The 25,533-nt window shown below is 65.9% G+C and carries 25 protein-coding genes; 18 read left to right on the top strand and 7 right to left on the bottom strand.

The features are described from left to right. Positions 1-91: 91 nt before the first annotated feature. From dxr to BMX78_RS07055, 8 genes are all read left to right on the top strand, one after another. Positions 92-1,276: a 1-deoxy-D-xylulose-5-phosphate reductoisomerase gene (gene dxr / locus BMX78_RS07090; protein ID WP_091418174.1), complete on the top strand. Its 1,185-nt coding sequence runs from the start codon at positions 92-94 to the stop codon at positions 1,274-1,276. Between the two features lie 18 nt (positions 1,277-1,294). Further along, on the top strand, positions 1,295-2,626 hold the full coding sequence (locus BMX78_RS07085) for a M50 family metallopeptidase (RefSeq protein WP_091418173.1): 1,332 nt from the start codon (positions 1,295-1,297) through the stop codon (positions 2,624-2,626). A 124-nt stretch (positions 2,627-2,750) separates the two neighbouring features. Beyond that, positions 2,751-3,503, top strand: a complete 753-nt coding sequence (locus BMX78_RS07080; protein ID WP_286138835.1) for a MarR family transcriptional regulator — start codon at positions 2,751-2,753, stop codon at positions 3,501-3,503. A gap of 44 nt (positions 3,504-3,547) precedes the next feature. Further along, entirely contained in the window at positions 3,548-4,060 is a 513-nt protein-coding gene (locus tag BMX78_RS07075) for a hypothetical protein (RefSeq protein WP_091418171.1), read from the top strand. A gap of 144 nt (positions 4,061-4,204) precedes the next feature. Then, on the top strand, positions 4,205-4,498 hold the full coding sequence (locus tag BMX78_RS07070; protein ID WP_091418170.1) for a YciI family protein: 294 nt from the start codon (positions 4,205-4,207) through the stop codon (positions 4,496-4,498). A gap of 31 nt (positions 4,499-4,529) precedes the next feature. Next, positions 4,530-5,696, top strand: a complete 1,167-nt coding sequence (ispG, locus tag BMX78_RS07065) for a flavodoxin-dependent (E)-4-hydroxy-3-methylbut-2-enyl-diphosphate synthase (RefSeq protein WP_091418168.1) — start codon at positions 4,530-4,532, stop codon at positions 5,694-5,696. Then, entirely contained in the window at positions 5,659-6,549 is an 891-nt protein-coding gene (locus tag BMX78_RS07060; RefSeq protein ID WP_091418167.1) for a GNAT family N-acetyltransferase, read from the top strand. Before ispG ends, BMX78_RS07060 begins: the two co-directional genes overlap by 38 nt. Positions 6,550-6,586: 37 nt before the next feature. Next, positions 6,587-7,363: a hypothetical protein gene (locus BMX78_RS07055; RefSeq protein WP_091418165.1), complete on the top strand. Its 777-nt coding sequence runs from the start codon at positions 6,587-6,589 to the stop codon at positions 7,361-7,363. A 23-nt stretch (positions 7,364-7,386) separates the two neighbouring features. Here BMX78_RS07055 and BMX78_RS07050 read toward each other — a convergent pair whose 3' ends face one another. The 3 genes from BMX78_RS07050 to BMX78_RS07040 are packed head-to-tail and all read right to left on the bottom strand — an operon-like array spanning position 7,387 to position 9,640. Beyond that, positions 7,387-8,085, bottom strand: a complete 699-nt coding sequence (locus BMX78_RS07050) for a TetR/AcrR family transcriptional regulator (protein ID WP_091418163.1) — start codon at positions 8,083-8,085, stop codon at positions 7,387-7,389. Then, on the bottom strand, positions 8,082-8,825 hold the full coding sequence (locus BMX78_RS07045) for an ABC transporter permease (RefSeq protein WP_091418504.1): 744 nt from the start codon (positions 8,823-8,825) through the stop codon (positions 8,082-8,084). Before BMX78_RS07045 ends, BMX78_RS07050 begins: the two co-directional genes overlap by 4 nt. A gap of 11 nt (positions 8,826-8,836) precedes the next feature. Then, on the bottom strand, positions 8,837-9,640 hold the full coding sequence (locus tag BMX78_RS07040) for an ABC transporter ATP-binding protein (protein ID WP_091418162.1): 804 nt from the start codon (positions 9,638-9,640) through the stop codon (positions 8,837-8,839). Between the two features lie 433 nt (positions 9,641-10,073). Between BMX78_RS07040 and BMX78_RS07035 the strand changes: the two genes are divergently transcribed. The 3 genes from BMX78_RS07035 to BMX78_RS07025 are packed head-to-tail and all read left to right on the top strand — an operon-like array spanning position 10,074 to position 14,135. Next, the gene (locus BMX78_RS07035) at positions 10,074-11,885 is read left to right on the top strand and encodes a proline--tRNA ligase (RefSeq protein WP_091418160.1); all 1,812 of its coding nucleotides are present in this window, start codon (positions 10,074-10,076) and stop codon (positions 11,883-11,885) included. 9 nt (positions 11,886-11,894) lie between these two features. Further along, complete coding sequence (locus BMX78_RS07030; RefSeq protein ID WP_091418159.1) at positions 11,895-12,698, top strand: sulfite exporter TauE/SafE family protein; 804 nt, start codon at positions 11,895-11,897, stop codon at positions 12,696-12,698. 45 nt (positions 12,699-12,743) lie between these two features. Next, positions 12,744-14,135 (top strand): pyridoxal phosphate-dependent decarboxylase family protein, encoded by a 1,392-nt coding sequence (locus BMX78_RS07025; protein WP_091418157.1) that lies wholly within the window; start codon positions 12,744-12,746, stop codon positions 14,133-14,135. 51 nt (positions 14,136-14,186) lie between these two features. Here BMX78_RS07025 and BMX78_RS07020 read toward each other — a convergent pair whose 3' ends face one another. From BMX78_RS07020 to BMX78_RS07010, 3 genes are read right to left on the bottom strand one after another with little or no spacing between them, the layout of a single operon-like run. After that, entirely contained in the window at positions 14,187-15,230 is a 1,044-nt protein-coding gene (locus BMX78_RS07020) for an aminoglycoside phosphotransferase family protein (protein ID WP_091418156.1), read from the bottom strand. A 47-nt stretch (positions 15,231-15,277) separates the two neighbouring features. Then, a complete protein-coding gene (locus tag BMX78_RS07015) occupies positions 15,278-16,006 on the bottom strand; it encodes a VIT1/CCC1 transporter family protein (protein ID WP_091418503.1) in 729 nt (242 codons plus the stop codon). A gap of 59 nt (positions 16,007-16,065) precedes the next feature. After that, positions 16,066-17,169, bottom strand: coding sequence for a DUF4439 domain-containing protein (locus tag BMX78_RS07010; RefSeq protein WP_286138833.1), 1,104 nt, complete (start codon positions 17,167-17,169; stop codon positions 16,066-16,068). 106 nt (positions 17,170-17,275) lie between these two features. Between BMX78_RS07010 and rimP the strand changes: the two genes are divergently transcribed. The 5 genes from rimP to rbfA all read left to right on the top strand — a co-directional run bounded on the left by rimP (position 17,276) and on the right by rbfA (position 23,241). Next, positions 17,276-17,884 carry a ribosome maturation factor RimP gene (gene rimP / locus BMX78_RS07005; RefSeq protein WP_091418153.1) on the top strand — a complete coding sequence of 203 codons (609 nt, stop codon included), beginning with the start codon at positions 17,276-17,278 and terminating at the stop codon, positions 17,882-17,884. Then, positions 17,884-18,864, top strand: a complete 981-nt coding sequence (gene nusA / locus BMX78_RS07000; RefSeq protein ID WP_091418151.1) for a transcription termination factor NusA — start codon at positions 17,884-17,886, stop codon at positions 18,862-18,864. The genes rimP and nusA overlap by 1 nt, the downstream gene beginning before the upstream one ends. 185 nt (positions 18,865-19,049) lie before the next feature. Continuing rightward, positions 19,050-19,394, top strand: coding sequence for a YlxR family protein (locus tag BMX78_RS06995; RefSeq protein ID WP_091418150.1), 345 nt, complete (start codon positions 19,050-19,052; stop codon positions 19,392-19,394). Between the two features lie 155 nt (positions 19,395-19,549). Then, entirely contained in the window at positions 19,550-22,486 is a 2,937-nt protein-coding gene (gene infB / locus BMX78_RS06990) for a translation initiation factor IF-2 (protein WP_091418148.1), read from the top strand. A gap of 245 nt (positions 22,487-22,731) precedes the next feature. Then, positions 22,732-23,241, top strand: coding sequence for a 30S ribosome-binding factor RbfA (gene rbfA / locus BMX78_RS06985; RefSeq protein WP_091418146.1), 510 nt, complete (start codon positions 22,732-22,734; stop codon positions 23,239-23,241). A 79-nt stretch (positions 23,242-23,320) separates the two neighbouring features. Here the strand turns inward: rbfA and BMX78_RS06980 are convergent, their stop codons facing one another. Continuing rightward, a complete protein-coding gene (locus BMX78_RS06980; RefSeq protein WP_286138832.1) occupies positions 23,321-24,442 on the bottom strand; it encodes a ScyD/ScyE family protein in 1,122 nt (373 codons plus the stop codon). 176 nt (positions 24,443-24,618) lie between these two features. Between BMX78_RS06980 and BMX78_RS06975 the strand changes: the two genes are divergently transcribed. Continuing rightward, complete coding sequence (locus tag BMX78_RS06975) at positions 24,619-25,101, top strand: nucleoside deaminase (protein WP_091418145.1); 483 nt, start codon at positions 24,619-24,621, stop codon at positions 25,099-25,101. A 2-nt stretch (positions 25,102-25,103) separates the two neighbouring features. After that, on the top strand, positions 25,104-25,529 hold the full coding sequence (gene trxA / locus BMX78_RS06970; protein WP_091418143.1) for a thioredoxin: 426 nt from the start codon (positions 25,104-25,106) through the stop codon (positions 25,527-25,529). Positions 25,530-25,533: the final 4 nt, after the last annotated feature.

Raw genomic sequence — 25,533 nt, 5'->3', positions numbered from 1 at the left:
TGTGGTCAAGGAGCATTGGGCCACGGAGCGCGGGGTCAACGAGCATGGGGTAAGGGGCGGCGGGCCAGGTTCGGTGCGCGATACTTAACGGATGCAGCCACGCAAGATCGCCCTCCTCGGATCCACCGGCTCCATCGGCACCCAGGCGATTGACGTCGTCGACGGCGCCCCGCACCTTTTCGAGGTGGTGGCGCTCAGCGCCGGGGGAGGCAACCTCGAGCTCCTGGCCCGCCAGGCTGTGCATACCGGTGCTGCGGCTGTTGGGATTGCGTCCGGTGATCCCCGCCGGTTGGCTGCCTTGATCGATGATGCGGCCGCCGCAGCGGGGAAGCATGGCTACCGGCCGGAGATCATTGCCGGGCCGGACGCGTCCACCAGGATCGCGGAGATGGAAGCCGACGTTGTGCTCAACGGCATCACGGGATCAATCGGACTCGCGCCCACGCTCGCGGCGCTGAAATCCGGCGCCACACTCGCCCTGGCCAACAAGGAATCCCTGATCGTCGGCGGGGAACTGGTCAAGGCAGCGGCCCGCGAAGGCCAGATCGTCCCGGTGGACTCCGAGCATTCGGCCATAGCCCAATGCCTGCGTTCCGGCTCGGCAGCTGAGGTGGACAAACTGATCCTGACAGCGTCCGGCGGCCCGTTCCGCGGCCGGAACCGGGACGAACTCCACGACGTCACCCCGCAGGAGGCGCTGGCCCACCCCACGTGGGACATGGGCGTCATGGTCACCACCAACTCCGCCACCCTCGTCAACAAAGGGCTGGAAGTCATCGAGGCCCACCTGCTGTTCGACGTTCCGCTGGACCGCATCGACGTGGTGGTCCATCCCCAGTCCGTGGTGCATTCCATGGTGCAGTTCGTCGATGGATCCATCATTGCCCAGGCCTCGCCGCCGGACATGCGCCTTCCCATAGCCCTGGGCCTGGGCTGGCCGGACAGGGTTCCCAAAGCGGCCGCCGCCTGCGACTGGACCCAGGCAGCCACCTGGACCTTCGAGCCGCTGGATGTTGCGGCCTTCCCTGCGGTGGACCTTGCCAAGGACGCCGCGAAACAGGGCAGCACGTTCCCGGCGGTCTTCAACGCCGCCAACGAGGAAGCCGTCACGGCGTTCCACGCCGGCCGCATCCGGTTCACGGACATCGTGGACACCATCGCAACCGTTCTCAGCGAACACCCAGGATCCTCCGGGCTGACAGTGGAATCCGTACTGGATGCTGAGAGCTGGGCACGTGCGCGCGCCAATGAACGTTTAGCAGTCAGCAGTCTCTAGGAAGCAGTAAGCACCTCCATGACCCCCGTTCTCCTCTTTGTCCTCGGTGTCGGTTTTGTAGCCATCGGCATCGCGGCCTCCATCGCGCTCCACGAAGTGGGCCACCTCCTGCCCGCCAAGTTGTTCAAAGTCCGGGTCACCAAGTACATGATCGGCTTTGGCCCCACCCTTTGGTCACGGCGGAAAGGGGAAACCGAGTACGGCTGGAAGGCCATCCCGCTGGGCGGCTACGTGTCCATGATCGGCATGTACCCGCCCAACAAAGAGGACGGGACGGTCCGTCCTTCCAGCACCGGAATGTTCCAGACCCTGGCCACGGAAGCCCGCTCCATGGCGCACGAGGAAGTTGGCCCGGGCGACGGGAACCGGGTTTTCTACCGGCTCCCGGTGTGGAAAAAGATCATCGTGATGCTGGGCGGTCCCGCCATGAACATCGTCCTCGGCGTCATCCTGACAGCCGTACTGCTGATGGGATTCGGCTTCGCCACGGCCACCACCACCATCTCCGATGTCTCCAAGTGCCAGGTGGCAGCCGGTGAAACAGTGGACCCGGATTCGGCCGACTGCCAGCTCACCCCGGCCGCCGCTGCCGGCCTGAAACCGAACGATGCCGTCACCTCCTTCGACGGCAAGACCGTCACCAGTTGGGACCAGTTGACCGAATGGATTCGTGCCTCGGCAGGCCGCGAAGTGGCCATCACCGTCGAACGGGACGGCTCGCCGGTGTCCACCACCGTGACCCCCGTGCTGTCCGCCCGACCCATCATCGGAGTGGACGGCCGGCAGGCAACGGACGACGCCGGCAACCTCCTGTACCAGGACGTCGGCTTCCTGGGCATTGGCGCGCAGACCGAACTGGTGCCCCAGCCGGCGTCGTCCGTGCTGCCCATGGCGGGGGAGAACATCAAGCAGGTGGCAGGCGTGATCTTCAACCTCCCCGCGCGGGTGGTGGGCGTCGCGAAGGCTGCGTTCAGCGAGGAACCGCGGGACCCCAACGGCCCCATCAGCGTGGTGGGCGTCGGCAGGGTGGCGGGTGAAGTGGCCGCCATGGAGGAGGTCCCCGTCCAGTCGCGCGTGGCCACGCTGATCGGACTGCTGGCCGGGCTCAACTTTGCGCTGGCGGTCTTCAACCTGGTTCCGCTGTTGCCTCTCGACGGCGGCCATGTGGCCGGGGCGCTGTACGAAGGTGCCCGGCGCCGGGTGGCCAAACTGTTCGGCAAGCCTGACCCCGGAGCCTTTGATATCGCCAAGCTCCTTCCGGTGACTTATGTGGTGGCAGCGCTGCTGATGGGCATGAGCGCACTCCTCATCTATGCGGACATCGTGAAGCCGGTAAACCTCTTCGGCTGATTTTCGTGGCAACGAGAGGTAAACGCCGCACGACTGACTTCTGCATATCAGCCAATATTGGCTGATATCAAATAATCAGCTATTTATGATTGATTATTGCGGATCAGCTGCATACGGTTAGGACATGTACGTCCTGACCATTGACCAGCGGGGGAGCACTTCGGACGTCGATCGCGTACCGGAGCTGATAGCCGAGCTGCGGGAGCTCACCTACGCACGGTTTGAGCGTTCCGTAGGCGACGAACTCCAAGGCGTGGTGGACCGGCCCGATGAGGTGGTGGATGTGGCCCTGCATGCCCTCCGGACCGGGTACTGGTACGTGGGGATTGGCATCGGTACGGTGCAGGTGGCTCCGGGAGGCAGTCCCCGCGAAGGGTCCGGAAGCGGATTTGTGGCCGCACGAAAAGCCGTGGAACTGGCGAAGACAGCTGCAGGCCAGGTGCCGCTGTCAGTGGTGGCAGGGATGATGGGCCGTGGCAAGGAAATCCCGGACCACACCAAGGAAGGTGCCATGGCAGGTGCCAACGCCCAGGCAGTACTCCGGTTGATCGGACGCCTCGTGCAGGAACGTACGGGGGCCCAGTGGCGCGTCGTGGACCGCCTCCGCGCCGTGCAGGCCGGCGATGGCAAGCACGGCAGTCAGAAACAGGTGGCCAAGGAGCTGGGAATAACGGAGCAATCGGTGAGCCGTGCCGTCCTCCGCTCCGGCTGGCAGGAAGAATGGGCAGCCAGGCCGGCAGCAGCCATGCTCCTGGAGTACGCGCGGAGCCGGATTGCCGATGCCACGGCTGCGCCGCCTGAAACTGCACTGCCTGAAACAACCCCGCCTGAAACAGCTCGGCCCGAAACTGCATTGCCTGAAACTGCATCGCCTTAAACAACCCCGCCTGAAACAACCCCGTCCCGGAACGAAGGAGACACGTGACCCCCGTCTGGATAACCGCTGCGCTGCTGGTGGCAGGCTTCGCCGGCTGGCCTGTGACGGCCCTGGTGTTCAGGCTCGCCCGGACGATTGATGACAAGGCGGATGCCGCCAAAGCGGCAGAGGAAGCCCGGAGGGCAGCGGAGGATCCTGCTGCAGACGTCACTGTTGATCCCGGCCACGCCGAAAACCAAAGTGTGGACGGTGAGCTGACGGCGCCACCGGACGTCCCGCCGTCGGCCGGCACTGTTTCCGGGCCGCAGGTGCCAACCCAGCGCATCCTGCGCGGCGGCGCGATCATCGGAATCCTGGAAAGGCTTGGGGTTTGCCTGGCAATCCTGACCGGGCAGCCGGTGGCCATCGCCTACATTGTGGCCATCAAGGGCCTGGGCAGGTTTGCGGAGCTCAAGGAAACGCCGGTTGCGGCAGAGCGCTTCATCATCGGGACACTGGCCTCCATGCTCTGGGCAGCGGGAACGGCAGCTGCCGTCAAAGTCCTGTTCCTGTCCTAGGATCTCGGCGCCCGGGACACGTGTCCTGGGCAGACATCTCCTGGGGACACTTGTCTTGTTGATCCAGGCTGGTGCGGATGTGGGACGGCAACCATCCGGCTGTCCGGATACGTGCAACGGCAGGCAGGGCGATAGGGTAGCCGTATGACAGTTTTTGCCGTTGAGTACGTTTACGCCGCCGATTCCACCGAAGCCCGCAGTGAAGCCCGTCCGGCGCACCGCGAATGGACCGCCGGCCTGGCGCAGGACGGTGCCATCCTGGCAAGCGGGCCTTACGGTGACGGGGCGGGAGCGCTGTTGATCTTCAAGGCCGCCGACGAGGCCGCCCTGAACTCGATCCTCAAGCAGGACCCCTTTGCGGCCGCCGGAGTTATCGCCGGAACGCGCATTACCGAGTGGTCTCCCATCACCGGCATGCTGGCCGGCCTCACCGCCTAGCCGCCCACTCTTCAAACTTTTAGGAGTCCACGTGACCTCGGTCAGCCTGGGAATGCCTGCGGCACCGCCGCCCGTCCTTGCCCCCCGCCGGAAGACCCGCCAGATCAAGGTCGGTTCTGTGGGGGTGGGTTCTGATTTCCCCATCAGCGTGCAGTCCATGACCACCACGCCCACCACCGACATCAACGCCACCCTGCAGCAGATCGCGGAACTCACCGCCTCCGGTTGCGACATCGTGCGCGTCGCCTGCCCCTCAGCCGATGACGCCGAAGCGCTGCCCATCATCGCCAAGAAGTCCCAGATCCCGGTGATCGCGGACATCCACTTCCAGCCGAAATACGTCTTCGCTGCCATTGAAGCGGGCTGCGCCGCGGTACGTGTGAACCCCGGAAACATCCGTAAGTTTGATGACCAGGTCAAGGAGATCGCGGCGGCCGCCCGCGATCACGGCACCTCCATCCGTATCGGGGTGAACGCAGGCTCGCTGGAGCCCGGCATCCTCAAGAAATACGGCAAGGCCACCCCTGAAGCGCTCGTGGAGTCCGCCGTGTGGGAAGCATCGCTGTTCGAAGAGCACGGCTTCCATGACTTCAAGATCTCCGTCAAGCACAACGACCCCGTGATCATGGTGGCCGCCTACGAGATGCTGGCGGAGAAGGGCGACTGGCCGCTTCACCTCGGCGTGACCGAGGCGGGGCCCGCGTTCCAGGGAACCATCAAGTCGGCCACGGCCTTCGGGGCACTCCTGTCCCGCGGCATCGGCGACACCATCCGGGTTTCGCTCTCCGCCCCGCCAGTGGAGGAAATCAAGGTGGGGAACCAGATTCTCCAGTCCCTCAACCTGCGCCCCCGGAAACTGGAGATTGTCTCCTGTCCGTCCTGCGGCCGCGCGCAGGTGGACGTGTACACGCTTGCAGAGCAGGTGACTGCTGGCCTGGAAGGCATGGAAATCCCGCTGCGCGTGGCCGTGATGGGCTGCGTGGTAAACGGTCCCGGTGAAGCCCGCGAGGCAGATCTTGGCGTTGCTTCCGGCAACGGCAAGGGCCAGATCTTTGTGAAGGGTGAAGTCATCAAGACTGTGCCCGAGAGTCAAATTGTTGAGACACTGATCGAAGAGGCCATGCGTATCGCGGAAGAGATGGGGGAGGCCGATGGCGAAGATGCTGTCAAGGGTAGCCCCGTGGTTAGCGTCTCGTAAGGACGTCCCCGACCCCCCGGGACTTTCCGTCCGCACCTTGGACGGCACGGATACTGCTGCGCTTCGGATGCTGGCGCAGCAGGATCCGGTCACTAACGTCTTTATCCTCGCGCATTTGCGTGCCGCCGGTACTGCCGCACCCACCAGCGGCGGCGCGGGCGTGATCGGTGTTTTCGACGACGGCATCCTCGTGGGTGCGTGCTGGGCAGGGGCAAACCTTGTTCCGGTCCAGCTGGACCCCGAGTTGGCAGGGGTGGTCGCGGAAGTGGCCAACACATCCGGCCGCCGCTATGCCTCGGCCTTTGGCCCGGCCGAGGCGGTCCTGGCGCTGCACTCGGAACTCCTGGCACGCGGCCACCGGGCCCACGAAGTCCGCGCGGAACAGCCCCTCATGACCATCGAGGGCCCGCCGGCGATCAAGCCAAACCTCGGCCTTGAACCGGGAAACCTTGCGGACTTTGACCGCATCCTGCCTGCCTGCGCCGCAATGTTCGAGGAAGAAGTGGGATATTCGCCCTTCCTGGGCGGCCGGGAGTTCTATAGCCGGCGGGTGGAAGGGCTCATCCGCCAAGGGCATTCCCTGGTCCACCTGAACCACGCCCGCGAGGTGGTGTTCAAGGCCGAACTGGGGGCCGTCACGGCCGAGGTCACCCAGATCCAAGGTGTCTGGATGAACCCGCTGTACCGCGGCCAGGGCTTGAGCGCCGGGTACATGGCCGCCGTCGTGGAGCACGCCCGGAGAGTCGCGCCCATTACCAGCCTCTACGTCAATGGCTTCAACCTGCGGGCACGAGCCACCTACGAGCGGGTCGGCTTCCGCCAGGTGGGCACTTTCGCTACTGTTCTTTTCTAGCGGGCGGTTGCTTGCAGATAAGTCATTGGGGGAACACATGAAGACATCCGTGCTGCGCGCGCTTGGGGCTGCCATCATTCTCGGCACGGCAATGTCAGCCTGCGCCAGCCCTGCCGAACCCCAAGCCAGCACACCGCCGTCCAGTGCACCGCCCGCATCGGAAAGCCTGAAAACCGGCAGCACACCACCTGCCACGACGCCTGCACCCACGCCTACTCCCGAAGCCAAGGCCTACACGTCCACGGAGCTCGCCGGAATCCTCCAGCAGCTCGAGGACTCCGAAGGCCGGAAACTTTCAGTCCTGGCGGGCAACGACCTTACCGACATCCTGGACCAGACCAGGGCTTTGATCGCCGCCATCGAGGTTTCCCCGGCCGAATGCAAGGAGTTGGCCCTTTCCAGCACTGTGCCCCCGGTGGGAAATCCCGCGATGGCGCTGGGTCAAAGCACGGATCCGGCCACCGGCGCGGCTACGGCGGTGTCTCTTGCCTCAGGCCTGGACGAGGCCGCACTGGCAGGGGTAGCCAATCAACCGCTTCAGCTGGGACAGTGCGCCAACATGACCATGAAGTCGTCAGGGGTGGACGTCGCGGTTTCCATCACGCCCTTGGATGGGGTGGGAGGAATGTCTAACACCGTCGCCTACAGAACGGATACCCAGCTTCCCGATGGCCGCGTGCAGTCCGTGATCACCGCCCAGGCTGTTGAGCGCGGAGTACTGCTTAGCGCCGTCGCGTCAGGCGGTGAAAGCGAGGCCGATGCTGCGTGGCGTGCGGGCGCTCTGCTTGATACCGCTGCCGCACTTGTCAAATAGGCCTGCCAAAGTAAGTTGGCCCCTTAACTGAGTTCGCCCGTCAGGTACCGCTGCACGTTGGGGGCGACGAGCCTGACAAGGTCCTCCGGTGCGGCCGATGCGAGGGGTTCCAGCCGCACCACGTAGCGCACCATCATGAGTCCCACCATCTGTGTGGCCACCAGATCTCCGCGCAAGGCAACTTCCTGGGGCGGTCCCGGCACACCCGCTATGATCCGGCCAAGGACAGTCCGCGTCACCAGCTCCCGGAGGAGCGCCGTCCGGGCTTTCGAGCCGATTGTGCCACGTACGAAGGCCACAAGGCTCGGCTGCGCCGGACTTTCCCAGAGGCGAAGGACGGCGCGGACGATCATCTCGGCCCGCTGCTCCGGACGGGCGGACGAAACTCCGGCCAGTACCTCTTCCGGATCGGCCGGGAGTTCCACACTCAGGGCGAACAGCTCATCCTTGCCGGTGAAGAAATGGTGCACCATGGCAGGGTCCACACCCGCCGCGCGGGCCACCTGCCGCAGGCTGGTGCCTTCGAAACCGTGTTCTGCGAACAGCCGACGGGCGCTGTCCAGGATCCGTTCCCTGGACGCCGTTGATCCGCCGCGCCGCCCCCGCCTTGCCGGCGGGCGATCACCGGGAGTGCCTTGCCGCACGGAATGACCGTCCGGCCGGGCGTTCCCCCCGGACAAGGCGTTCCCCTCAGCTTGGGCGTTCCCCTCGGGCAGGGTCATGCAGTCCGCCTCCGCAGCGTCAGGGAGGCCAGCACCAGCACTCCCAGCACGATGGCTCCCATGATGGCTGCGTCCCGCCACATCTGTTCGGTGGCCTCGGCATTGGCAGCAATCTCCTGCAGGGCGTCCACGGAGAACGTGAGGGGAAGAACATTCGAGATCGACTCGAGGGCATCATTCATGCGGTCCCGCGCCACGAACAGTCCGCACAGGAGGATTTGCGGTACCACCACCACCGGCATGAACTGGACGGCCTGGAACTCGGTCCGGGCAAACGCCGAACACAGCAGGCCAAGGGCCACGCCCAGGACAGCGTTGATCACGGCGATCAGGACCACGAAGCCGGGCGGGCCCTCGATATCGAGATCGAATACCCAGTACGCCACCGCAGTAGCCACCAATGACTGCAGGGCGGCCATGATGGAAAACGCCAGGCCGTAGCCAAAGAGCAGGTCCGCCTTATGGACAGGAGTGGTGAGCAGCCGCTCCAGCGTTCCCGAGGTCCGCTCACGCAGCATGGTGATGGAGGTGACCAGGAACATCACCACAAACGGGAAAATGGCGAGCATCATCAGCCCCACGCGGTCGAACGTGCGCGGCGCCCCGGACGGCAGGGCCTCATTCTCGAAGAGGAAGTAAACGGCCGTGAGCAGCAATGCCGGGACCACCAGGATCAGGGCGATGCTGCGGCGGTCATGCCGCAGCTGCTCCAGCACCCGGCGGGTAGTTGCGAGCATCATCAGGATGTCCATTACCGTACGCTCCCGTCCTGGGCTGCCCGGTCCTCGGCAGCGGGACCGCGTTCTTCGCCTGCTTCCTGGATGATGTGCAGGAACGCCTTTTCAAGGTCAGCGCTGTGTCCGCGCCGGCTCAGTTCCGCCGGCGTCAGCTGGGCAAGGAGCCGGCCTTCCCGGAGGAGGAGCAGGGACTCGCAGTGGCTGGCTTCCTCCATGACATGGCTTGATACAAGCAAGGTGGTCCCTTGGGCGGCCATGGCGCGGAACCGGCCCCAGAGGTCCGCGCGGAGCACTGGGTCCAGTCCAACGGTCGGCTCGTCCAGCACCAGAAGGCGCGGACGGGCCACCAGTGCGCAGGCGAGGGATACCCGGCTGAGCTGGCCGCCGGACAGGTCCGCGGTTTTCTGCCGCGCCTGGGGTTCAAGTCCGACGGCGGCAATCGCCTCCGCTGCCTCGGCCGCCCCTTGGCGGTGCATGGCGCCGAAGTAGCGTACGTTGCCTTCCACGGTGAGGTCAGGGTAGACGCTGGGGGACTGGGTCACGTATCCCACCTGGTGCCGCAGGGCACTGCTGCCGGCCGGCAGCCCCAGGACCCGCACCGAGCCGGAGGTGACGCGCTGCACCCCGACGATGGCGCGCATCAGCGTGGTTTTTCCGCTTCCCGAGGGACCCAGCAGGCCGGTGATTTGTCCGGCCGGAATGGCGAAGTCCAGTTCGCGAAGGACGGGAACCCTTCGCCGCACAACCGTCAGTCCGCGGGCCGCCACCGCCCCGCCGTCGTGCGTTCTTCCTGTAATTTCCGCTGCCGAACGTGACATGTCCGCCTCCGCTGAAGGGCAGTTGCCGGGCCGGAAGGCCAATAATTCATCACCTGATGAATTAAAACTAGGCCCGGTTCTGCAAGTAATCAACAGCTTTGAATGGAAAAGCACTTGATAAATGTGGGCAGCATCACTTAGGTTCGAACTAGCTGCGCTGGAGTGGCGTGGGCGGTCTCACCAGTCCTCACCAGTACTTAGGCGATAACGGCGTTGAGCCACGCCCGGATACGATGACCAGCCTCGAGGGGGGCCAGGGGCTTTGTATTTCCGGGCGTGGCTCTACTGTCTCCGCCGTGGCCGGGTCTTCGGCCAGGGCCCAGGATCTGCCGGGGGGAGTCGGGGCCAGGTGTCCGGTGCCGGTAGATTAGTACCCAGACGAATTTGCCCCGCCCTGCTGATCCAGCACTTCCCCAGAAACGGATATCCACCCGTGGTTACAAGACTGTCCCAGCTTTTCCTGCGCACGCTGCGTGAAGATCCCGTCGATGCCGAGGTGGCCAGCCACCGGCTCCTGGTCCGTGCGGGCTACATCCGCCGTGCCGCTCCCGGGATCTACACCTGGCTCCCGCTTGGGCTCAGCGTCCTGCGCAAAGTCGAGGCCATCATCCGGGAGGAAATGGCGAACATCGGCGCCCAGGAAGTCCACTTCCCTGCGCTCCTGCCGCGTGAACCCTATGAAGCCACCAACCGCTGGACCGAGTACGGTGAAGGACTGTTCCGCCTGCAGGACCGCAAGGGCGCGGACTACCTGCTGGCCCCCACGCACGAGGAAATGTTCACGCTGCTGGTCAAGGACCTCTACTCCTCGTACAAGGACCTCCCGCTGAGCCTGTACCAGATCCAGAACAAGTACCGCGATGAGGCGCGTCCCCGGGCAGGCCTGTTGCGCGGCCGCGAATTCATCATGAAGGACTCCTACTCCTTCGATGTGGACGACGCCGGCCTGGACGCCAGCTACGCCGCCCACCGCGGCGCCTACCTGCGGATCTTCGAGCGCCTCGGCCTGGAAGTCATCCCGGTCACGGCCACTGCCGGTGCCATGGGGGGGTCCAAGAGCGAAGAGTTCCTGCACCCCACGGATATCGGCGAGGACACCTTCGTCCGGTCCGCCGGCGGCTACGCTGCCAACGTTGAGGCAGTGACCACCGTGGTCCCGGCGGACATCGACTACACCGGCGCCCCCGCTGCCGAGGTGCTGGACACCCCTGACACTCCCACCATCGAAACCTTGGTAGCCGCCGCCAACCAGATAGCCCCCCGATCGGAGGCAGACGGCGGCGCCTGGACCGGTGCGGACACGCTCAAGAATGTTGTCCTCGCCGTGACCCTGCCCACCGGGGAACGCCAGCTTGTGGTGATCGGCCTGCCCGGCGACCGCGGGGTGGACCTGAAGCGCGTCGAAGCGAACATCGGATCCTTCCTGCCCATCGCCGGCGAGATCGGACTGGAGGCCGCGAACGACGATGACCTCAAGAAGCAGCCGCTGATCGTCAAGGGCTACCTTGGGCCCGGGCTGACGCTGGACGAACCGCTGCTGGGCACCGAAAGCGCCACGAAGCTGCTCTACCTGGTGGATCCCCGCGTCGTCAGCGGCACCGCCTGGATTACCGGCGCCAATGAAGCCGGCAAACACGTGTTCGGGCTCGTTGCCGGCCGGGACTTCGCCTGGGACGGCGTCATCGAATGCACCGACGTCCGTGAAGGCGATCCCGCCCCGGACGGTTCCGGGCCGCTGGAAACGGCCCGCGGCATCGAAATGGGCCATATCTTCCAGCTGGGCCGGAAGTACGCCGAAGCCCTGGAACTGAAGGTCCTGGACCAGAACGGCAAGCAGGTCACCGTGACCATGGGTTCCTACGGTGTGGGCGTCACCCGCGCCGTGGCGGCTTTGGCCGAATCCAACCATGACGCCAAAGGCCTGGTCTGGCCACGGGCCGTGGCACCCGCTGACGTCCACGTGGTGGCCGTGGGCAAGGGCGAGGACATCTTCGCCACCGCAGAGCAGCTGGCAGCGGACCTGGAAGCCGCAGGCCTCGATGTCCTGTTCGATGACCGGCCCAAGGTCTCGCCGGGCGTCAAGTTCGGCGACGCCGAACTTGTGGGCGTCCCCACCATCCTCGCCGTCGGCCGGGGCCTGGTGGACGGCGTGGTGGAGATCAAGGACCGCCGCAGCGGCGAAGCCGAGAACATAGCCGTGGACAAGGCCGTTGACTACGTGGTCAACGCCGTCCGCGCCTCCTGATCCCCGGGCGTGCTCCCCGGGATTGAATCCATCGAGCTGACAACGCTGGTCCTGATCGTGGTGGCCGGTTTCGCTGCCGGCTGGGTGGATGCCGTGGTGGGCGGGGGCGGGCTGATCCAGCTCCCAGCCCTGCTGCTGGTGCCGGGCATTACGCCCGTCCAGGCGCTGGCAACAAACAAGATGGGGTCCATCTTTGGTACTGCCACCAGCGCCGTTACGTACTATCGGCGGGTGGGGCCAGACCTCCGGACAGCCTTGCCGATGGCCGTTATTGCCCTGGCGGGAAGCTTCGGCGGCGCAGTGCTGGCCGCCAACCTGCCGTCCAGCGTGTTCAAACCCATCATCGTTGCCGCGCTCGTGGCGGTGGCACTCTTCACGGCGTTGAAACCGGATGCAGGCCACATCACGGCGCTGCGGCACGACGGCCACAAACACTATGTGGTGGCCTGCCTGATCGGTGCCGTGATCGGCTTCTACGACGGCCTGATTGGTCCGGGTACCGGATCCTTCCTGGTTATTGCCCTGGTGTCCGCGATGGGGTACGCGTTCCTGGAAGCCAGCGCCAAGGCCAAGATCGTGAACATGGCAACCAACGCGGGGGCGCTGCTGTTCTTCCTGCCGCACGGCTCCATCCTGTGGGCCCTGGGCCTGCTCCTGGGTGCTGCCAATATGGCCGGCGGATATCTCGGTGCACGGACGGCGGTGGCGCAGGGCAGCAAATTTGTCCGCGTGGTCTTCCTGGTGGTGGTGGCTGCGCTGATCGTTAAGCTCGGCTACGACGTCTGGCAGGAAAACTTCGCCGGACAAGGGTAGGACAAGGCTCTCGTGGGTATCGGGAGCCGGGCGTAGCATGCAGATATGCCCCGTGGTGACGATGAGTACTCCAGTGCTTTATCCGCAGCGGCGGGCCATGCCGCGGCATGGCTTCGAAGCCTTCCAGACCGTCACGTCGGCCCCCTCCTACCGGCCCACGACCTCACCGGGGCGTTCGGCGGACCGTTGCCAGCCTCGGGCATGCCCGCAGCGGACGTCGTGGACCTCCTTGCGCGGACAGCCGAACCCGGGCTCATGGCCATGCCCTCAGGCCGCTTCTTCGGCTGGGTCATCGGCGGAACCCTGCCCTCTGCGCTTGCTGCAGACTGGCTGGTCAGCGCCTGGGACCAGAATGCCGGCCTCCGTTACGCCACCCCCGCGATGGCAGCCATTGAGGAAAGTGCCGGCGCCTGGCTGCTGGAGCTGCTGGGGCTTCCGGCAGGGTCCGACGTCGGATTTGTCACCGGTGCGACGATGGCCAACTTCACCGGGATGGCAGCGGGGCGGTGGCGGCTCCTCGCTGATGCCGGCTGGGACCTGGACCGTGACGGGCTCAGCGGTGCACCCCGGATCCGGTGTTTCGTTGGCAGGGAGCGGCACGACACCGTGGACCTCGGCCTCCGGTACCTGGGGCTCGGCAGGCCGGTGGTGGTGGACGCAGACTCCCAGGGACGATTGATCCCAGCAGCACTGGAAGCTGCGCTGTCTGAAGGGACCGGGCCGGCTCTCGTGTGCCTGCAGGCAGGGAACCTCCATTCCGGCGCTTTTGACCCCTTCCCCGAAGCCATCCGCATTGCCAGGCAGCACGGGGCCTGGGTCCACGTCGACGGCGCTTTCGGTCTCTGGGCGGCGGCAGCGCCGGAGCTTCGCCATCTGACCCGCGGGTACGAGGACGCCGATTCGTGGGGGACTGATGCGCACAAGACCCTCAACGTGCCGTACGACTGCGGCATTGCCGTCGTCCGGGACGCGTCAGCCCTCCGGTCCGCGATGGGCCTGCACACGAGCTACCTGATCCATGACGCTGAAGGGCCCGGAGACCCGTTCGAGAAAGTCCCGGAGTTGTCCCGCCGCGCCCGCGGCGTGCCTGTGTGGGCGGCACTGAAGAGCCTGGGCCGCGACGGCGTGGCAGCCCAGGTGCAGGGGCTGGCGGCTGCGGCGTCGGAGATCGCGGCGGGGCTGGGAGCCCTGGACGGCGTGGAGGTGCTGAACGACGTCGAATACACCCAGGTGAGCGTGGCGTTCGGCGATGATGCCACCACCCGGGCGGTGACGGCGCGCATTATCGAGGACGGAAAGGTGTGGATGTCCGGCTCCCGCTGGCGGGACAGGGACATCCTGCGTGTTTCCGTGAGCAACTGGCAGACGGCGGAAGAAGAGGTGGCCACTGCCGTTGCTGCCGTGGGCTCGGCCCTTGAAGCAGTCCGCGGGGGCTGATCAACGGCACGCTTGCACACGGTACTTCTCTAGGGCGCGCCCGCCGCTTCTTTACCGGGTGCCTACCGCTTCCCCGGGCTCGGGCAGACGGTGGGCTGCCGGCAGCCCGTCCAGGGTCCTGCCGGCAAGCGTGCTCGCGACCCAAAGGGAACGTGCCAGGTCGCCGCGATGGTCCGGTTTGCTGGCATACCCCAGGGCGTTGGCCACCTCCCGGGCGATTCCCCACAGCCGGGCCACCTCGGGATCCAGGCCGGCCGCGGAGCTGAAGTCGGCGCAGCGCCGTCGCAGTCCATCTGCAGGGTTGTCCAACGGCAAATCGGACAGCCGGTTCCACAACAGCGGCGCCACGGCGAACTCCGGTTCCCCGATCAGTGGCTGGGGATCGATGGCGGCGTAACCGGCCGCCGTCGGAAGCCCATGCCCGGCAGGATCAGCCGTGCGCGCCAGGACGTTGAGGTAATGCAGGTCCGTATGGACCAGGGCATCACGGGAAGAACGCCGTCCCACCGCTCCGCGGGTCTGGCATACCTCCAGGGCGGACTCGAGGAGCCACCGGGGGAAGGGCCGGCCCAGCTGTTCCCAGTCCGCGGGCAAGTCATCGCTCCATTGCTCCGCCCGGGCGGCAATGTGCTCGAACTCGAACCACTCCGGCCGGTCGTCGGGAGCGACGCTCAGCTGCCGGATCAGGCCCGCCCAGACCATCACGGCGTCTTCCATGGGCACAGTCATGAGCGAGCGTTCGCCGTCGAGCCGTTCCAGGAGCATGGCGCAGGTGCCCGCGTGGGAGGCAAGCAGCGTTACCGCGCCGTGGCCCTGCCAGAGGGCCAGGGCGTGCCGCTCAACCCGTGCTTCGTCATGCGGAAAGGCGATTTTGAGGGCGGCCGGGGTGCCGTCCTGCTGCCGCACCGGGATCACGATGCCGCCGTGGCCGTTCCAGGGCAGGGCGCCGGGCAGCAGGTCCGGTGTCAGCTGCCAGTTTTGCAGGCGGCCCTGGATGAGGTCCGGCAGGGAAGCGAGCCAGGCGCGTCCGGCACTGCTGCCGGTGTAGCGGGCAGTGAGGTCCGGAGGGATGGGAATTACCGCGGGCTGGCTCATCAGTTCCAGCCTAAGTCCACTGGTGCGGCACGTACCGCAGATACCCTTCAGACCACGCCGGTGGCCCCCAGCAGGTTCCCGATGGTGAAGGTGGCGGCGAGGGCGAGTGCGCCCCCGGCCACTACCCGCACTGCGGCGCGGAACCTGGAGCCGCCGCCGATCCAAGCCCCGAGTGCGCCCGTCAGTGCCAATGCCAGGAGCACGGCAAGGAACGTGACCGGAACCCGGACGTCCTGGGGCGGAAGCAGGATCGCCAGCATGGGCAGGGCCGCCCCGATCACGAAGGACACCGCCGAGGCAAAAGCGGCATGCCAGGGGCTGACAATGTCGTCCTCGTCAATGTTGAGCTCCGCGGACAGGTGCGCGGCGAGGGCATCGTGCGCTGTCAATTCCGCCGCCACCCGTCCTGCCGTCTCCTCGCTCAGGCCCTTGGCCTGGTAGATCGCCGTGAGTTCTGCGAGCTCCACTTCCGGTTCATCGGCCAGCTCGCGGCGTTCCTTCTCGATCAGGGCCTTTTGGCTGTCGCTTTGGCTGCTCACGGAGACGTATTCTCCCAGCGCCATGGATACGGCGCCGCCCACCAGGCCGGCTGCGCCTGCGGCAAGAATCGGGCCGGAGGCAGCGGTTGCTCCGGCGACTCCCACCACGATCGCTGCCACGGAGACAATCCCGTCATTGGCGCCCAGGACGCCGGCGCGCAGCCAGTTCAGGCGCTGGGCCAGGTCGTTGCTGTGCGGTTCATTGTCATGGAAGGAGTATGCGTCCGCTGTGTCCATCCCTACAGCAAACCATCCGGCGCCCCGGCCTGCCAGCACGGCAGCAGAAAGCGTCTTGATCACTCGGGCAGCGGCGGAAGCTGCCCTTCATCCAGCACCAGGCCCGGCAAAGGGCTTGTGTCCGCACCCCAGTGCTGCGCCCTCCGCGCGGCAGCCTGCAGGGCTGCCAGTGCCCAGGCGCGTGTTGCGCCGTCGGCCAGCGCCACGACGTCGCCATACATCGGCAGGGTGTCCGCTTCCAAGCCGGCCAGTCCGGCCGCCGGAGCGTCAAGGAACCCTTGGTCCAGGACATATCCCGGCGGCTGCGGGGGCAGTGTCGCGCAAAGCGTTTGCCCGTATTCCTGGGCATGGACGGCAAGGTCCTGGTGCTGCGCCAGGACCTTCGACGCCGGGCGGACGGCTTCAGGGGGAAGGCGCGTGAGGGCTGCCTGATAGCCGTACGCCGTCTCCAGTTCGGCGGCGGCGGCCGCGACGAGGGCGGTTGCCAGGCTGGCTCCGGTGGGAGGGGAGGTGGAGGCGGAGCCAGCGGCGGAGGGCGTGGCAGGGCAGGCAGGGGCCGGCACCGTGGCGTCGTGAGGTTCGGTCCCTTGCGTTTCTGCCTCGAGGGAGCCTGCCGCGCCGAGCCGTTCGGCGGCGAGGAGTTGCGCTGTGCCGGCGCCGGCGAGCAAACGTGCCATGCCGCCGTCGGCCGTTTCGGCATCCTTGAGACGTTGCCGGCCACTGGCGGCGAGGCGGGCTGCAAACTCCGCAACGGTCACCACTGGAGGACTGGAGGGTGGGGGAGCGGCGGTTGGCGGGACCCCTGCCGCTGACGCAGAGGTTGGCCCGGGTGCCTCCGCGGAAGCTTGGCTTCCAGGCAGCAGCAGTGCCCGGGCCTGGATGGTCAGCAACGTCACAACCTGGGTCATCGGCTCCTCCGCCGGAGCGCCGGCATTGCTGCCGGCGTCTGCAGCGCCCAGCTCCAACGCTGCGGACCGCAGCTCGAGCGCCTCGTCCATGGCGGCTTCGCGGGCCTGCTCCGAGAAAGGCGGTTCCGCAGGAGCGGGCGGTTCAGCGGGGGAAAAAGCGAAGCCCAGGCTGACCACCAGAAGGGCTGCGAGGGAAAAAACGGCGTACCGGAAATAGCGCATCCGCGGGCGGTTTTCCTGGTTGTCGTCTTTCACAACAGACCATGGTGCCACGTCGAGGGGGAATCCCCGTGCTCCAATGAACCGGTAAAATAGCTACGCTAGTACACACAACATCATCTATAGGGAGGCGGCCGGCATCGTGAGCAATGCAGAAGCCACAGCTTCATCAGACCATACCGGAACGGGTAAGGCTGAGGCCGCGCACAATCCGGAAGCTGCACGGCTCAGGGCGCTCCTTGAACCCTCCGTCCAGGCCAACCGCCTGTACTTGGAGGACGTGGCTATCATCCCCGGATCCCACCGCGTGGTCCACGTAGTGGTGGATCTGCCGCAGGAGGAGACCGGCGGAGTCAGCCTTGATGTCATCGCCGACATTTCCAAGGTGCTCTCCGATGTTTTGGACAACGATCCCGCAGATGACGGCCGCCCCTACGACCTCGAAGTCTCCTCGCCCGGCGTCGGGCGCCCCCTGACGGAGCCGCGCCACTGGCACCGCGCCAAGGGTCGCATGGCGAAAGTCAACGTCCTCCAGGGCGACAACGTCACGGGCCGCATCCAGGCGGTGGACGCGTCAGGCGTGACCATCGTCCCCGAGATCGCGGTCAAAAAGGGAATGAAGCCCAGGCAGGGCGATCCCATCAAGCTTCCTTTCGACAGGATCCGCAACGGAAAAGTCGAGATCGAATTCAGCCACCTCCACGAGGACGGTCTGGAACCTGAACACAATGGACCTTCTGAGGAGGCCTGATGGATATTGACATGAGCGCACTGAGACTTCTGGAGCGTGAGCGTGAAATCCCGCTGGACCTCCTGATCCCCACCATCGAGCAGGCGCTCCTGGTGGCCTACCACAAGTCGCCCGGCGCCTTCGAGAAGGCCCGCGCGGAGCTTGACCGCAAGAGCGGCCACGTGACCATCTGGGCCGTGGAGATTGACGACGACGGCGCCCCTATCGGCGAGTTCGAGCACACCCCGGAGGGCTTCGGCCGTATCGCCGCCAGCACCGCCCGCCAGATTATCCTGCAGCGTCTGCGCGACGTTGAGGACGACAACGTCCTGGGTGAGTTCAAGGGCCGTGAGGGCGAACTTGTGGCCGGCACTATCCAGCAGGGCCACAACCCGCACATGGTCCAGGTCAACCTGGGCACGGTGGAAGCGCTCCTGCCGCCGCCCGAGCAGGTGCCGGGGGAGAAGTACCTCCACGGGAACAGGCTGCGTGCCCTGGTGATCGATGTGCACCGCGGCTCCAAGGGCCCGTCCGTCACGCTGTCCCGGTCCCACCCCGGCCTCGTCCGGAAGCTCTTCGAACTGGAAGTTCCCGAGATCGCCGACCGCTCCGTGGAGATCGTTGCGCTGGCCAGGGAAGCCGGCCACCGCACCAAGATCGCGGTTAAGGCCAACACCCTCGGCATCAACGCCAAGGGTGCCTGCATCGGTGAAATGGGCTCCCGCGTGCGGGCTGTGATGACGGAACTGAACGACGAGAAGATCGACATCGTTGACTTCAGCGAGAACCCGGCCACCTTCATTGCCAGCGCATTGTCGCCGTCGCGGGTGAATTCGGTCACCATCACCGACGAGGCTACGCGTTCCGCCCGCGTGGTGGTTCCCGATTACCAGCTTTCCCTGGCCATCGGCAAGGAGGGCCAGAACGCCCGCCTGGCGGCCAAGCTGACCGGCTGGCGCATCGATATCGTGTCCGACGCAGCGGCTCCGCGCGAAAACTGAACCAACCCTCTCCGGGGTGGCCACGCCGGGACTGCTCTGCGGTTTCGGGCAGAACGGCCCGGAGGGGCTAGAATAGAAAAGGCCGCGCCCAACGGCCGGCAGCCGTGTGCCTCGAGCATGCCCCTTCCGCTGACTCAGCGGAAGGCCAGGCATTCCCGGGGCCAGCAGATATACATGTCAGGAAGATGACCGTGGCAGAGCTTTCCACCGGGAATCAACCCGAACGTACCTGCATCGGATGCCGGAAGAAGGGCCTGCGGTCTGAATTGCTCCGGCTCGTCGCCGAAGGCAACGGCTCTGCCGCTGTCCTGGTGGATGAACGACGCCGGCTGGCTGGCCGGGGTGCTTGGCTGCACCCCAGCGAATCGTGCCTGGCTCTGGCGATCAAACGGCGGGCTTTCGGACGTGCCCTTGCGGGCGCAACGGAAACTGCCGCCGTCGAACACTGGATCAAGCCGGAAACGAACGTTGCAGGCACCACGGCAACTGCAACACCAACCGTCCAACCTGAAAGCGGGTCAGAAATCTGATGGAAACCCGATGAGTTCCCAGCGATGAGTGCGTAACGATGACAACAACTTTGTTGCGCTCTGCAATGGGCCCTTCCGTAGTAATCGCGGCTGGGGTCCGCAGTAAGAAGTAGACGGTTCGTGCCTGGCTCGGTGCGGACCGAGACAGGAGAAATGTGGCCAAGGTCCGCGTACATGAGCTCGCCAAAGAGCTCGGTATTACTTCCAAAGATGCAGTGACAAAACTGCAGGAACTGGGCGAATTTGTTCGCTCCGCCTCTTCCACCATTGAGGCCCCCGTTGTGCGTAAACTGCGCAACGCCTTCCCCGACGCTGCGGCCAAGGCCTCAGCACCGGCGGCCGCGCCCAAGGCGGCCGCCCCGGCGGCAGAAGCACGTCCTTCAACTCCGGCTCCCGGCCCGGCAGCTCCCAAGGCTCCGGCTCCCGCGGCGCAGGCACCTGCCCCCGCCGCTCCGGCAGCACCGGCCCAGCCTGCTGCTTCGGCTCCGGCGGCACCTGCTGCCAGCCGGCCTGCAGCTCCGGCGGCCCCCGCCGCCCCCACCAGCACTGCTCCGTCCACCGGCGCAAAGCCCGGTGCGCGTCCGGCCCCCAAGGCCGAAACTCCCGCTGCCCCCACCCGCTCCGGCGGACAGGGCGGTTCGGCAGGCAGCTCTGCTCCCCGTCCCGGCGGTCCCCGCCCGGGCAACAACCCGTTCGCTACCTCGCAGGGCATGCCCCGTGGCCGTGGCGGCGACGGAGAGCGTGCTCCCCGTCCGGGCAACAACCCGTTCGCTACCTCGCAGGGCATGCCCCGCCCGGGTGGAGGCCGTACCGACGGCGACCGTCCCGGCGGGCCTCGTCCCGCAGCAGGTGCCGGTGGCCCCCGTCCCGGTGGTCCCCGTCCCGCGGCCGGCGCTGGCGGGCCTCGTCCCGCAGCAGGTGCCGGCGGCCCCCGCCCCGGTGCACCGCGCCCCGGTGGTGCCGGTGGAAACCGTCCCACCCCGGGCATGATGCCCAACCGCACTGAACGCCCGGCTCCGGCCGGTGCAGGACGTCCCGGTGCCGGCGGCCGTGGTCCCGGACGCCCGGGCGGCGCTCCCGGAACCGGTGGTCCCGGTGGCGGCGGCGGAGCTCCCGCCGGTGGCGGCTTTGGCAAGGGCGGCCGCGGACGCGGCGGCACCCAGGGTGCCTTCGGCAAGGGCGGCGCCGGACGTGGCAAGCAGCGCAAGTCGAAGCGTGCAAAGCGCCAGGAACTTGAGCAGATGAGCGCACCGTCGCTGGGTGGCGTGAGCGTACCCCGCGGCGACGGCAACACCGTCATCCGCTTGCGCCGCGGCTCGTCCATCACGGACTTCGCGGACAAGATCGAGGCGAACCCCGCCGCACTGGTGACCGTGCTGTTCCACCTCGGTGAAATGGCAACGGCCACGCAGTCACTGGACGAGGAAACCTTCGCGCTGTTGGGTGAAGAGCTCGGCTACAAGCTCCAGGTTGTGTCACCGGAAGACGAGGAGCGCGAGCTGCTCTCCGGCTTCGACATCGACTTCGAAGCCGAACTCGAAGCCGAAGGCGATGAAGACCTCGAGGCACGTCCTCCGGTAGTCACCGTTATGGGCCACGTGGACCACGGTAAGACCCGCCTGCTCGATGCCATCCGCAAGTCCGACGTTATGGCGGGCGAGCACGGCGGCATCACGCAGCACATCGGTGCCTACCAGGTCACGCACACCCACGAAGGCGACGACCGGAAGATCACCTTCATCGATACCCCGGGCCACGAGGCGTTCACCGCCATGCGTGCCCGTGGTGCGAAGGTCACCGACATCGCCATCCTCGTGGTCGCAGCGGACGACGGCGTAATGCCCCAGACCGTTGAGGCCCTCAACCACGCCCAGGCAGCCAACGTGCCCATCGTGGTGGCCGTGAACAAGATCGACAAGGAAGGCGCCAACCCGGACAAGGTCCGCGGCCAGCTGACCGAGTACGGCCTGGTTCCCGAAGAATACGGTGGCGACACCATGTTCGTGGAGGTCTCTGCCCGGCAGAACCTCAACATCGACGAGCTGCTCGAGGCAGTCCTGCTCACCGCGGACGCTGCCCTGGACATGCGCGCCAACCCGAACAAGGACGCCCGCGGTATCGCCATCGAAGCGAACCTGGACAAGGGCCGCGGTTCCGTGGCCACCGTCCTGGTGCAGTCCGGCACCCTGCGCGTCGGCGACACCATCGTGGCAGGCACGGCCCACGGCCGCGTCCGTGCGATGTTCGACGACGACGGCAGCGCCCTGACCGAGGCCGGCCCGTCCCGCCCCGTCCAGGTGCTGGGTCTGTCCAACGTCCCGCGTGCAGGTGACACCTTCTTCGTGACCGCTGACGAGCGCACCGCCCGCCAGATCGCCGAGAAGCGTGAAGCTGCCGACCGCAACGCTGCACTGGCCAAGCGCCGCAAGCGCATCAGCCTCGAAGACTTCGACCAGGCCGTGGCCGAAGGCAAGATCGACACCCTCAACCTCATCCTCAAGGGTGACGTGTCCGGTGCCGTGGAAGCCCTCGAAGACGCCCTGCTCAAGATCGACGTTGGCGAAGGCGTGCAGCTGCGCGTCATCCACCGCGGTGTTGGTGCCATCACGCAGAACGACGTCAACCTGGCAACAGTGGACAGCGCCGTCATCATCGGCTTCAACGTCAAGCCCGCCGAGCGGGTTGCCGAACTGGCAGACCGCGAAGGCGTGGACATGCGCTTCTACTCCGTCATCTACTCCGCAATCGATGACATCGAGATGGCGCTCAAGGGCATGCTCAAGCCGGAATACGAAGAATTCCAGCTGGGCACCGCCGAGGTCCGCGAAGTCTTCCGCTCCTCCAAGTTCGGAAACATCGCCGGCTCGATCGTCCGCTCGGGCATCATCCGCCGCAACACCAAGGCGCGCATCAGCCGCGACGGCAAGATCATCGGTGACAACCTCACCGTTGAGACGCTCAAGCGCTTCAAGGACGACGCCACCGAGGTCCGCACGGACTTCGAGTGTGGTATCGGTCTTGGGTCTTACAACGACATCACCGAAGGTGACATCATCGAGACCTTCGAGATGCGTGAGAAGCCGCGCGTCTAAGGCTGACTTTGGCGGGGCTGCCTCCGAGTTTTGGGGGCGCCCCGCCCCTACGCTGGGCGGCAAAGGATCTTGCGATCCTCTGCCGCCCAGCTCCGGTAGGCCCGATGCCACTCCCGGGCGCCCCCAAAACTCTCCGGCATCGTCGTTGGCCCGCCTTTAGTGCGTGGCACATAACTGAAACGTCCGACGCAGCTCTTGTGCCGCCGTCGTATGTCCCCAATTTTTTCTTCTTATAGGAGTTGTTCATGGCTGATCCGGCACGTGCTGCCAAGTTGGCGCAGCGGATTAAGGTTGTTGTTGCTGAGGCCTTGGGCCGGAAGGTTAAGGATCCCCGGCTGGAGGGCATTACTGTTACTGATGCCCGGGTGACCAATGATTTGCAGCACGCCACTGTGTACTACACCGTTCTGGGTGACCAGGCTGTCCAGGTTGACGCTGCAAAGGGCCTGGAGAAGGCCAAGGGTGTGCTGCGCCAGGAGGTGGGGCGCAACCTCAGCATCCGGCTGACTCCCACCCTTGAGTTCATCTCGGACGAGATTCCCGTTATCGCTTCGAACCTCGAGGAGCTGCTCCGGGAGGCCAAGAAGCGCGACGCCGAAGTGGCCGCCCTCGCGGCGCAGGCCAGGCATGCCGGTGACCCTGATCCCTACAAGACCGACGCGTCCGGCGATGTGGACATCGACGAAGACGACTTCGACGAAGAGGACCTCGACCTCACCGATGCCGAGGAACTCGACGAAGACGGCCACAAGTAAGTTGGACGTCCCGCAGGCATGAATCAGGACCCGGATTGCGCATCCGGGTCCTGATTCATTTAACGCAGCTAATGATCAGCTAATCGACTTCGATGAGCCTGCCAGCAGGCTCGGCCGGGGGAGCGTCCGGTACTGACGGGTCTGGCAGCCCCATCAGTGCGTCCACCGTGGCGAAGACGTCACCGTCCCGATACTCAACGTCGGCGGGCTGGTTCACCTTCAGGAACTGGGACCGCTCTGCATCGGAGTTGAACTTCAGGATCTCACCGCCGAACAGGGACGCCGCATACACGTCGCCGTTGTCGGCCACAGCCAGGCCAGTCGGGCTCAGGATGTGGTCTGCCCAAACGCTGGTGTCACCGTTCCACGGGTTGATCTTGAAGATCGCGCCGCGTGCGCCGAGTTCGGGCCCCTCTGGACCGCCCGGGAGGGACGAGACGTACAGCCAGCCGTCAGGACCTATCTCCACGTCCGTAGGGACCGGTTCGAATGCGTATTGGAACCCTGCGCAGGCAGGCACATGCATAGACTCAGCAGCATCTTTGGAGATCTTTGCCGGGCGCGGTGGAAGGACCGTCAGGGTTGATACTTTGCCGGACTCCAGATCCACCTCGAGGATCGCGTTCATCCCGGCATCGGCGACATAGGCTGTATCTGCCCAGACCGCCAAGGCGTACGGATGGGAGTCCACTGTCCCGGTGTACTGCGCCGGAGGCGCATCCGGAAGTAAAGCGAACTCAGCAAGGCATTCCTCGCTGGTGCCCGGGGCGAAGCCGTAGTGCTGGTCCCCGTCGGGGTTGTGCTTCCGTTCGAAGTCGGCGAAGCTGGCGAGTTTGTGGACATCGTTCTCCGGATCCAGCAGTTTCAGGTAGCCCTCAAGTTCATCGGGCTTACCTTGGCCCGCACCAATACTTTCGAGGAAATAGGTGCCGGCGCTGCGGATTTCCACACCGGCCACTTCCCAGCCCGGTTTTGCGGTGTACACATCCTTCCTGGAACCATCGGACTCCACCCGGGTGAGTATGCCGGCGAAGTCCTGGCTGACCCGGACGGATTCGCCCCGGCCGACTGCCAGATGGAGGGGCGCGGCGAGACCCGTGGCCATGACTTCGATGTCGGGGTCCTGGCTGGACGCGTAGGCCGGAGCGGCTGGGAGCATCGCGGCTAAGCAGGCAATAAACGCGAGTTTTCGTTTCATCATTGGGTACTCCGTGATTTTTGGCCTTGGGAGCCGGGGAATGGAGTGGATGGGAGGACGGGCAGGGAGCTCCCGGCCTAAGACTAGGCCTGTACCCACGGGTAGTTGCCGGGGAGCTGCCCCCTAATCCGCCCCCTACTTCGTCCCCTAATACCAACCCCTTTGGCTAGGATCGAGCTATGAACAAAGCGGACCAGGGCGCTGCGAACCATTACCTCGAACGGGCCGTGGCACTTGCCACCCGAAACGTTGCCGACGGGGGCGGTCCCTTCGGGGCCCTGGTGGTAACCAAAGACGGTCAAGTACACGAGGGCGTCAACCGGGTCACCCGCGACAACGATCCCACCGCCCACGCCGAAGTGGTGGCCATCCGCACGGCAGCTGCCGCCATTCGGAACTTTGACCTGCGCGGGGCAGTCCTCTACACCAGCTGCGAGCCGTGCCCGCTGTGCCTGGCGTCGGCTCTCTGGGCACGGATCGACCGTGTCTACTTTGCGGCGGACCGCTACGGCGCCGCGTCCGCAGGCTTTGACGATGCCATCTTCTACGACTACTTCTCTGGCACCCGTCCCGAGCTGCTGCCGGTCAGCAGAGGCGATGTGCCGGCGTCGGACGCCCCGTTCCTTGCCTGGGGCGCGCATAAAAGCCGGAAGGACTACTAGGCATGGATGCTTCCCTCATCAGGTGTCCCCACTGCGGGAAAACCAACCGGGTCCCGGCCAATGCCGCCGGGCGGCCACGCTGCGGCAATTGCCACGGCGGGCTGCCCTGGATCGTGGACGCCGGCGACGCCGATTTCAGCATGGTGGCCGAGAAATCGCCCGTTCCCGTGCTGGTGGATTTCTGGGCTGCCTGGTGCGGGCCGTGCCGTATGGTGAGCCCGGTCCTGGACAAGCTGGCCCGCGAGCGCGAGGGGGCCGTCAAACTGGTCAAGGTTGACGTGGACAAGAATCCCGGCCTGTCCCGGCGGTTCGATGTGCAGGCCATCCCTACGCTGATGGTGATCGTTGACGGAAAGGTGACTGCCCGGCAGGCGGGAGCGGCACCGGCGGAAGTGCTCCGCACCTGGCTGGATGGTGCGCTGGCTTGAACGC

The sequence above is a fragment of the Arthrobacter sp. OV608 genome, assembly GCA_900110595.1.
Taxonomy (GTDB): domain Bacteria; phylum Actinomycetota; class Actinomycetes; order Actinomycetales; family Micrococcaceae; genus Arthrobacter.
The sequence above is the reverse complement of the archived record's forward strand: the minus strand, read 5'-3'. Positions and strand labels throughout refer to the sequence as shown.